Origin of the sequence: Streptomyces canus 299MFChir4.1 (genome assembly GCF_000383615.1) — a bacterium.
Classification (GTDB): domain Bacteria; phylum Actinomycetota; class Actinomycetes; order Streptomycetales; family Streptomycetaceae; genus Streptomyces; species Streptomyces canus_C.
Genome location: NZ_KB911610.1, coordinates 100683 through 108202 on the forward strand (window position 1 = coordinate 100683; position 7520 = coordinate 108202).

The 7520-nt window shown below is 68.6% G+C and carries 10 protein-coding genes and 1 pseudogene; 1 reads left to right on the plus strand and 10 read right to left on the minus strand.

Annotation, left to right across the window (positions count from 1 at the left end; translation table 11 throughout):
• Positions 1 to 23 precede the first annotated feature (23 nt).
• Positions 24 to 1283, minus strand: a complete 1260-nt coding sequence (locus H293_RS0137875; protein WP_020123002.1) for an MDR family MFS transporter — start codon at positions 1281 to 1283, stop codon at positions 24 to 26.
• Between the two features lie 164 nt (positions 1284 to 1447).
• Between H293_RS0137875 and H293_RS0137880 the strand changes: the two genes are divergently transcribed.
• Positions 1448 to 2209 (plus strand): phosphoglyceromutase, encoded by a 762-nt coding sequence (locus H293_RS0137880; protein WP_020123003.1) that lies wholly within the window; start codon positions 1448 to 1450, stop codon positions 2207 to 2209.
• An 80-nt stretch (positions 2210 to 2289) separates the two neighbouring features.
• Here H293_RS0137880 and H293_RS59345 read toward each other — a convergent pair whose 3' ends face one another.
• The 9 genes and pseudogenes from H293_RS59345 to H293_RS60580 form a co-directional block, all read right to left on the minus strand.
• Positions 2290 to 2466, minus strand: coding sequence for a hypothetical protein (locus tag H293_RS59345; protein ID WP_199790243.1), 177 nt, complete (start codon positions 2464 to 2466; stop codon positions 2290 to 2292).
• Between the two features lie 585 nt (positions 2467 to 3051).
• Entirely contained in the window at positions 3052 to 4293 is a 1242-nt protein-coding gene (locus H293_RS0137895; RefSeq protein ID WP_020123006.1) for a tyrosine-type recombinase/integrase, read from the minus strand.
• Positions 4293 to 4532 (minus strand): helix-turn-helix transcriptional regulator, encoded by a 240-nt coding sequence (locus tag H293_RS0137900; protein WP_020123007.1) that lies wholly within the window; start codon positions 4530 to 4532, stop codon positions 4293 to 4295. The genes H293_RS0137895 and H293_RS0137900 overlap by 1 nt, the downstream gene beginning before the upstream one ends.
• Positions 4525 to 5841: a replication initiator gene (locus H293_RS0137905; protein ID WP_020123008.1), complete on the minus strand. Its 1317-nt coding sequence runs from the start codon at positions 5839 to 5841 to the stop codon at positions 4525 to 4527. Before H293_RS0137905 ends, H293_RS0137900 begins: the two co-directional genes overlap by 8 nt.
• A gap of 120 nt (positions 5842 to 5961) precedes the next feature.
• On the minus strand, positions 5962 to 6207 hold the full coding sequence (locus tag H293_RS0137910) for a hypothetical protein (RefSeq protein WP_020123009.1): 246 nt from the start codon (positions 6205 to 6207) through the stop codon (positions 5962 to 5964).
• Positions 6208 to 6232: 25 nt separating this feature from the next.
• On the minus strand, positions 6233 to 6427 hold the full coding sequence (locus H293_RS0137915; protein WP_020123010.1) for a hypothetical protein: 195 nt from the start codon (positions 6425 to 6427) through the stop codon (positions 6233 to 6235).
• A gap of 16 nt (positions 6428 to 6443) precedes the next feature.
• Positions 6444 to 6635, minus strand: coding sequence for a mobile element transfer protein (locus H293_RS0137920; RefSeq protein ID WP_020123011.1), 192 nt, complete (start codon positions 6633 to 6635; stop codon positions 6444 to 6446).
• A gap of 14 nt (positions 6636 to 6649) precedes the next feature.
• Complete coding sequence (locus tag H293_RS0137925) at positions 6650 to 7279, minus strand: DUF2637 domain-containing protein (RefSeq protein ID WP_020123012.1); 630 nt, start codon at positions 7277 to 7279, stop codon at positions 6650 to 6652.
• Between the two features lie 86 nt (positions 7280 to 7365).
• Positions 7366 to 7520 (minus strand): annotated as a pseudogene (locus H293_RS60580) (FtsK/SpoIIIE domain-containing protein); the annotation flags it as partial.

The window sequence follows — 7520 nt, forward strand, 5'->3', positions numbered from 1 at the left end:
GCCGCGCCGGCCTCGGTGCCGGATCAGGCCGGGCTGGCCTCGGTGGCGGCAGACTTCTCGGGTACGGCGACCCCGGTGGCCGTCTCCCCGGACAGGCGCCGCATCAGCGCCGCGTACCCCACCGCCGCCACCGTCCCGACGACCGCGCACAGCCCCCACAGCCACTCCGCCCCGAACCGGTCGATGACGAAGCCGGACATCAGGGGCGCCACGAGGGCGGCGACGGACCAGGACAGGGTGTACATGCCCTGGTAGCGGCCGCGGCCGTGGGCGGGGGAGAGGCGCACGACGAGCCCGGTCTGGGTGGGGGCATTGATCATCTCGCCCAGGGTCCACACGCACACGGTGAGGGCGAAGAGGCCGACGGACCCGGCGAAGGCGGTGAGTCCGAAGCCGTATCCCGCGAGCAGGGACGAGACGACGAGGAGCCGCTGGGGATCCCGGTCCTGGATGAAACGGGTCACCGGGATCTGCAGCGCGACGATCAGGACGCCGTTGAGGGCGATGGCCAGGCCGTAGTCGGCGGGCGTGAACCCGGCCTCGCCCATCGCGACGGGCAGCCCGATCGAACCCTGCTGGAAGATCACGGCGACCAGGAAGGACAGCCCCAGGACACTCATGAACCGCCCGTCGCGCAGGACGGTGCCGAGGCGGACGTCGTCGGGGACCTTTTCGGCGTGCTGTGCGACGGGCCGGGACTCGGGCAGCTTGAGGAAGACGACGACCGCGCAGACGGTGGTCATCCCGGCCTCGATCAGGAAGCCCGCGAGATAGCTGTACTCGGCGATGAAACCGGCGGCCAAGGAGGAAATCGCGAAACCGAGGTTGATGGCCCAGTAGTTGAGCGAGAAGGCCCGGACCCGGTCCTCGGGCCGCACGATGTCGGCCATCATCGCCTGCACGGCCGGCCGGGAGGCGTTGGAGGTCATGCCGACGAGGAACGCGACGGCGGCGATGGCGACGGGGTGGTGCATGAAGCCGAGCAGCGCGACGGAGGCGGCGGTGGCGGACTGCGCGACGAGGAGGGTGGGCCGCCGCCCGAGCCGGTCGGTCATCACCCCGGCCCCGATCGACGAGACGACACCGCCCAGCCCGTGCAGCGAGGCGACGAGACCGGCGTAGGAGGCGGAGTAGCCGCGGTCGAGGGTGAGATAGAGGGCCATGAAGGTGGCGACGAAGGCACCCAGGCGGTTGACGAGGGTGCTGATCCACAGCCACCAGAACGCGCGGGGGAGCCCGGAGACGGTCTCGCGGGTGGCGCGTCTCAGGGTGACGAGTGACATGGCGGGTCCCCCAGGTGTTGCGGTACGGGTGTAAGCGTCTCGGGCGGCGAGCACAACTTACGAAGCCGAGGCGACCGGGGGCCACTCAATTAGCAGATCCCGTCAACCGTCCGTCTGTCGAGCGGGCACCGCCCCGATCGAAGGCGTGGATTACGCTCATACGCATGGCCGACGCACCGTACAAGCTGATCCTCCTCCGCCACGGCGAGAGCGAATGGAACGCGAAGAACCTGTTCACCGGCTGGGTGGACGTCAACCTCAACGAGAAGGGCGAGAAGGAGGCAGTCCGCGGCGGCGAACTCCTGAAGGACGCCGACCTCCTGCCCGACGTGGTCCACACGTCCCTCCAGAAGCGCGCGATCCGCACCGCCCAGCTCGCGCTGGAGTCCGCGGACCGCCACTGGATCCCGGTCCACCGCTCCTGGCGCCTGAACGAACGCCACTACGGCGCCCTCCAGGGCAAGGACAAGGCACAGACCCTCGCGGAGTTCGGCGAGGAGCAGTTCATGCTGTGGCGCCGCTCCTACGACACCCCGCCGCCCCCGCTGTCTGACGACTCCGAGTTCTCCCAGGCGTCGGACCCCCGCTACGCCACGATCCCCCCGGAGCTCCGCCCCCGCACGGAGTGCCTGAAGGACGTCGTCGTCCGCATGCTCCCGTACTGGTACGACGGCATCGTCCCGGACCTCCTCGCCGGCCGCACGGTCCTGGTCGCGGCTCACGGCAACAGCCTCCGCGCCCTGGTCAAGCACCTGGACGGCATCTCCGACGCCGCCATCGCGGGCCTGAACATCCCGACGGGCATCCCGCTGTACTACGAACTCGACGCGTCCTTCAAGCCGGTGACCCCGGGCGGCACGTACCTGGACCCGGAGGCGGCTGCGGCGGCCATCGAGGCGGTCAAGAACCAGGGCAAGAAGAAGTAACGCAACACCAGCAAGCCCCCGACCTGCTGTTTCTCGGCAGGGCGGGGGCTTTTTGGTGGGGCTGGGCCGTCCCTGGGCCGTCAGGTGCGACGACGCCAGCGGTGGACCCGGATGTCGAGGACGATCAGCAGGGCCACGGGGTCGGCGACTTCGGCGGGAACGCCGGTCCAGTGGGCGTATCCCGCCACCGCCACCCCCAGCAGCGAGAACGGCAGATCTCGAGGCCAGACGTCGATGGTCAATCCGAATCGTGGCATGCTTGTGTTCTCCATCGTCTTGAGGAGCCGTCGCAGGTTTTCCGAGCATGGATGGAGAAGGGGCCGCCTCCGCTGTAACGGGGGCGGCCTTTCCAATCCGCGAGGAGAACTTAACCACGGATCATCTGGCGGGCCAAATTCGACCGATACCCTGGCCGGGTATCGGTCGATAATCACGTGGCCTGTCGGTGGGGGTGCCCACCCGGAGCCTTCTGGGCTCTATCTAGACCTTCCAGGTGAAGGCGTTCTTCGAGTCATTCGCTTTCGTCGTCCTGCACGTCGTCCTGCATGTAGTGCTGCATGTCGTCCTGCATGTCGTCCTGCATGTCGTCCTGCACGTCGTCCTGCACGTCGTCCTGCACGTCGTCCTGCACGTTGGATGGGCTGCGAGGCCAAATGGTTCCGTGATTTGTGTACCGTGATTTGGTTTCGCCGGGTGGAGTATTTGTGATTGGTGATCCGCAATGCTGGTGTCCGCGATTTGCGTACCGTGATTTGGTTTCGCCGGGTGGAGCATTTGTGATTGGTGATCCGCAATGCTGGTGTCCGCGATTGTGTAACGTGACTTGGTTTTGCTGGAGAAGATTACGGATGGAGGGGCTGACAGTTGGTGAATATGGCGGCCACAGCCTTGCGAGTGCGCTCCTGACTGGACGGCATGAGGTGCGCGTAGACGCGAAGCGTCAGACCTGGGTCCGAGTGCCCCAGGTACTCGGCGAGGGCCTTGATGTTCTCCCCGGCGTCCAGGAGCACCGAGGCGTAGAAGTGGCGGAGCGCGTGCATGCCGTTCTCGCGAGACTCGGCATACGGCTGGCCCTGCTTCCGCTCGGGGATCACTCCGGCCGAGGCCAGCGCCCGCTTCCATGCCTCCTCGTTGAGTGACGTCCGCCAGACATGACCACCGCGCGGCCCGGTGAAGATCAGCCGCTTGGTCACCGGCGGCCCGTCTGCCACCTTCCACGGCAAGGTGACGTCGACCGGTGGGAACCGCTTCATGTGCGCCCGCAGGGCATCAGCGACCGGCTCAGGAAGCGGCACGTCCCGGAGCTTGCCGCCCTTGGGCGGGGCGAAGACGGCCTTGCTTCGGCTCAGCTTGAGTTGCTGGACCACGTGCAACGTGTCCGACTCGAAGTCGATCGCGTCGACGGCCACGCCGAGGATCTCGCCCTGGCGCAAGCCGCAGCCGCCACCCAAATCGACCATGGCCCGGAACCGCTCGGGCATGCCGGCCCGGACGGCAAAGACCCGTTCCGGTGTCCAGGGAGCGACGCGCCTGTCATCGACGGTCGGCGGTCGGACCGATCGAGCCGCACACGGATTCCGGGGAAGGTGCCCGTCATCCACGGCTGCGCTGAGGGCGGCACGCACGTTGGAGTAGATAGTGCGGGCGTACGAGCCTCGGATGCCGTTCTCGCTCAGTTGCCGCACCCAGTCCCGGATGTGCGCAGGCTGGAAGGAGCCGAGCGGTCGCGATCCCAGGTACGGGAACGCGTGCAGCCGAAGCTGCGACTCCATCGAAGCCTGGGTGTTCGGGTCGGCTCCCTGGGTGGATACCCATGCCTCGGCGTATTGCTGGAAGGTGATCCGAGCGGCGCGCGGATCGATGTACTGCCCGCGTGCCATGTCCGCCTCGGTGTGGGCGAGCCACTGGTCAGCAAGCCGCTTCTGTCTGTCGGGGAAGCTCTTGGACTTCTCCGTACCATCCGGGCCGACGTACCGGGCGCGGTAGCGCGCGCCCGAACCGTAGCGGTCACTTTTCACTCTGCGGCTCTTGCCGTCCGGACCGACCTCGGTCTTGTACCAGCGGTCTTGAATGTGTCCGGCCATCAGGCAGCCGCCGCTTCACGCCGGGAGTCCACCCAGGTCTGCACGTCGGCCGGGTCGAAGCGCAGGTGCCGGCCTACGCGGAACCCACGGGGACCGGTGCGCTTACGTCGCCACTGGTAGACAGTCTCGACGCTGGGCAACTCGAACATCTCCACCAGGTCGTCAGGGGTTAGGTACCGCGGGGGCAGAGGGCGCGGTTCGGTGGCCACGTCGGCCGGCGCAAGGCGTCGGCTAGTCACGGGTGGGTTCTCCTTCTGTTCCGGGCGCGAGATCGGCGGATGCGGCTAGCCAGGCTTCGGCGTCGGAGAGGCCGGTCCCGGCGAAGACCCAGTGCGCGAGGACGTACGTCGTCTCGGGGGCGGGTTCATTCGTTGCTGCCTGTGCTCGTCGCCATTCGGCGCGGGCGTTGCGGAGGGCGCCGAGGGTGGTGGAGTAGCGGCGGGATTTGGTGGAGAAGTGGCCGCGGAAGCCGAGCATGTGAGCCCAGGCGCGCAGGCGGAGGTGTTCGAGGTCCTTACGGGCTCCGAGAGCCCAGGCGGTTCGGATGAGTTGGCGGGCGTGGTCGCTGATGTCGAGCTGGGCGAGTTCGGCAACGAACTTCAGCGGCCGGTCGAGAGCTCCCGTGGCCGTCTCCGCGCCTTTGGTGGCGTACTTGGCGATGTAGGCGGCGACGGCGCGTTCGGTGAGTTCCTGGCCGTCGTTGAAGTCGGCGGAGCGGATGGTGCGGACGTCGAGTTGGCGGCCGAAGGTGAAGGTGTGGGTGCGGCCGTCGATGACCGGGCCGTCGACACGGACCTTGGTCGCGGCGGTTTCTATGGCGTCGGTGAGGAGCTCGGCTGTGGCCCATGCGGGCGGTGGGGTGTTGCCGCCTTCAGGGCCGTCGATGCGGATGACCGCGTGGAAGTGAACGGCTCCGCGCTTTTGGTATTCGGCGACCTTGGCGAAGGAAACGCGGGCGTAGTCGCGGAGACGCCGTTGTGAGAGGCCCGCGCGCTTGGCGACTTCTCGGCGGAGGTAGATGGAGAAGCGTTGCCAGAGGGCGCCTGCGTGGGCGTTCCAGAGGACGGCGGCTTCGTAGTCGTAGGTGTCGGGGTTGAGCGGGGTGCCGAGGGGGTCGTCGTCTTGGTCGTGGTGGAGGCCGCAGCGGCAGGGGCGGCCGTCGGTGCGGCGGTTGTGGACCGGGCCGAAACCGGGGGCGGTGAAGGTGGCGAACACGCGGGGGTGGGTGCCGACCTGTTCGGGTGTGCCTTTGCCGCCGCGCAGTCCGGCGGTGATGAGGTGGAAGGTGTCGCGGCGGTAGACCTCGGCGCAAGCCGGGCAGCGGGTGGTGCGGCGGTTGTTGCAGCGGACGAGGAGTTGGCCGGCGGGGAGGCTGGTCGAGTCGAGGTGCTGGAGGATGCGGCCGATCTCGCCGGTTGCGGTGTCGAGGTCGTATTCGGTGCGGTGGCCGTCGAGGCGGATGGGGTGGGTGCAGCTGCCGAGGCCGGAGAGCTGGCGGAGGATACCGGGGAGGGTGCCCTGGGCGGCCAGGTTCGCGAGTTCCGGCACGGGGGCCGGGGTGGTGCGGGTGAAGATGGCGTTTCCCTTCTGACTGGCTCGGTCGGGAGGAAGGCCCCGGGGCGGCGTAATGCTTGGTCGTGTGCCGTCGCCCCGGAGGCCGGGCGGGGTCTAGCGGCGGTGCTGGTCGCGGAGCAGGGAGCGCAGGACGACGGCGGCCACGGCTACGGAGATGGCCGTGACGGCGACGGCGGCCAGGAGTGCGGTGAGGACGACTCCTCCGACGACCAGGGCGACGACCGTCTTCTGATCGATGGACACCGAGGGCAGCGAGCGGCGGGCGGGTGCCGGGTCGGACGTGGCGTGGGTGTGTGCGGGCGGCGGGGTGGGGTTGTCGGGGTACTTGGGCAGGAACACGGCGGAGCCCTTCTTATCTACTCGTCTAGATGTGTTGTCCGTTTATGACGGTCACGCCGGAGCGTGTGCCGGATTCGATGGCGGGGGCGAGGAAGGTGTGGGAGAGCCAGAAGCCGAAGAGGGCGATCAGGACGACGATCCAGGTGCGGACGCCGAGGAACTTGACTGCTCCCCAGGCGAAGAAGCCGAGGAGGACGACGAGGGGGAGGCTGACGGTCACGGGGTGGTGGGTCCTTTCAGCGGACGGGGCAGCGGTGGGTGCGGGCGGCCAGTTCGGCGGCGGCGCGGCTGTCGTAGTCGGCGGAGAAGTTGCAGCGCGGGGCGGTGCAGGCGGCGGTGTGCTTCTCGCGGCCCCGGCCGTCGTACGAGGTGGCGACCTGAACGGGGCCGATGCGGGTGACGTTGCGGAAGCAGCGGTTCGCGGACACGTGGAGTTCTCCCTTCAGAGCTGGGCGGCAATGGCTTCGGCCAGGGGCTCCGGAACGCCCAGGCGGACGCGGAGAGTTGGGATGTCGATCGGGGCTCCGGTGCGGGTGTGGTGTTCGGCGGCGACCTTGCGGGCGTGGTCGACCAGCGCAACCGGGACCGGGATGGGCGCGGTTGGCGGGGCCGATTCGGTGGCGGGTTGAGCAGGCGGGTCGGGTGTGGCTTCGGGCTCGTCCTCCTGGTCCTCGATGAGTTCTGCGCTGATCTCGTCGGTGGCGGCCTTGGGCGCCGAGTGTGCGAGGAGGGTTCCGCCGAGGAAGGCGACCGCGGGCCAGCCCGCGACGAGGATGCGCAGCCAGGCCGGCACGTCGGTCATGTCGAGGAGTCCGGCGGTGGCGACGTTGGCGCCGAGGGATGCGATGAGGGCGATGACGAACCAGCACCAGGCCGCCGCTTTGGCCGTACCGGTGCGGAGTCGACGCCATGCGGCGACGAGCAGCAGGTCAACGCTGATCGGATAGGCCCACGCCTTCCATCCGCCCTGTCCGGCCGCCATGGCAATGTCGTGGATGTGGGCGAAGGACAGTGCGGCGGCGATGAGCGCCTGGACCAACACCGCGTCGACACGGGCCAGATGGGCGCGCAACGGTCCGGCTCCTTTCTGTTTTGGCCATGGCAGGGGTAGGGACGTGGCGCGAGGCGGTCACGCCGACCGGGTGAAGAGGGGGTGCGTCAGTCGGTCACCGGGTGCGGCAGGACTGCCGGGGCCGGAGTCTCGACGAGGCGTATGGGGATGGCTGGCTGGAAGGGCTTGAGCGCGGGCAGCTCGGGCACCAGGTGCGCCGATTCCCGGCAGATCTCGGCGGCGTCGCCGAGGGAGAGATACG

Excerpts from the sequence above, each read along its gene's own strand:
- H293_RS0137875 (WP_020123002.1), bottom strand. The coding sequence starts at position 1,283 with ATGTCACTCGTCACCCTGAGACGCGCCACCCGCGAGACCGTCTCCGGG.
- H293_RS0137880 (WP_020123003.1), top strand. The coding sequence starts at position 1,448 with ATGGCCGACGCACCGTACAAGCTGATCCTCCTCCGCCACGGCGAGAGC.
- H293_RS59345 (WP_199790243.1), bottom strand. The coding sequence starts at position 2,466 with ATGCCACGATTCGGATTGACCATCGACGTCTGGCCTCGAGATCTGCCG.
- H293_RS0137895 (WP_020123006.1), bottom strand. The coding sequence starts at position 4,293 with ATGGCCGGACACATTCAAGACCGCTGGTACAAGACCGAGGTCGGTCCG.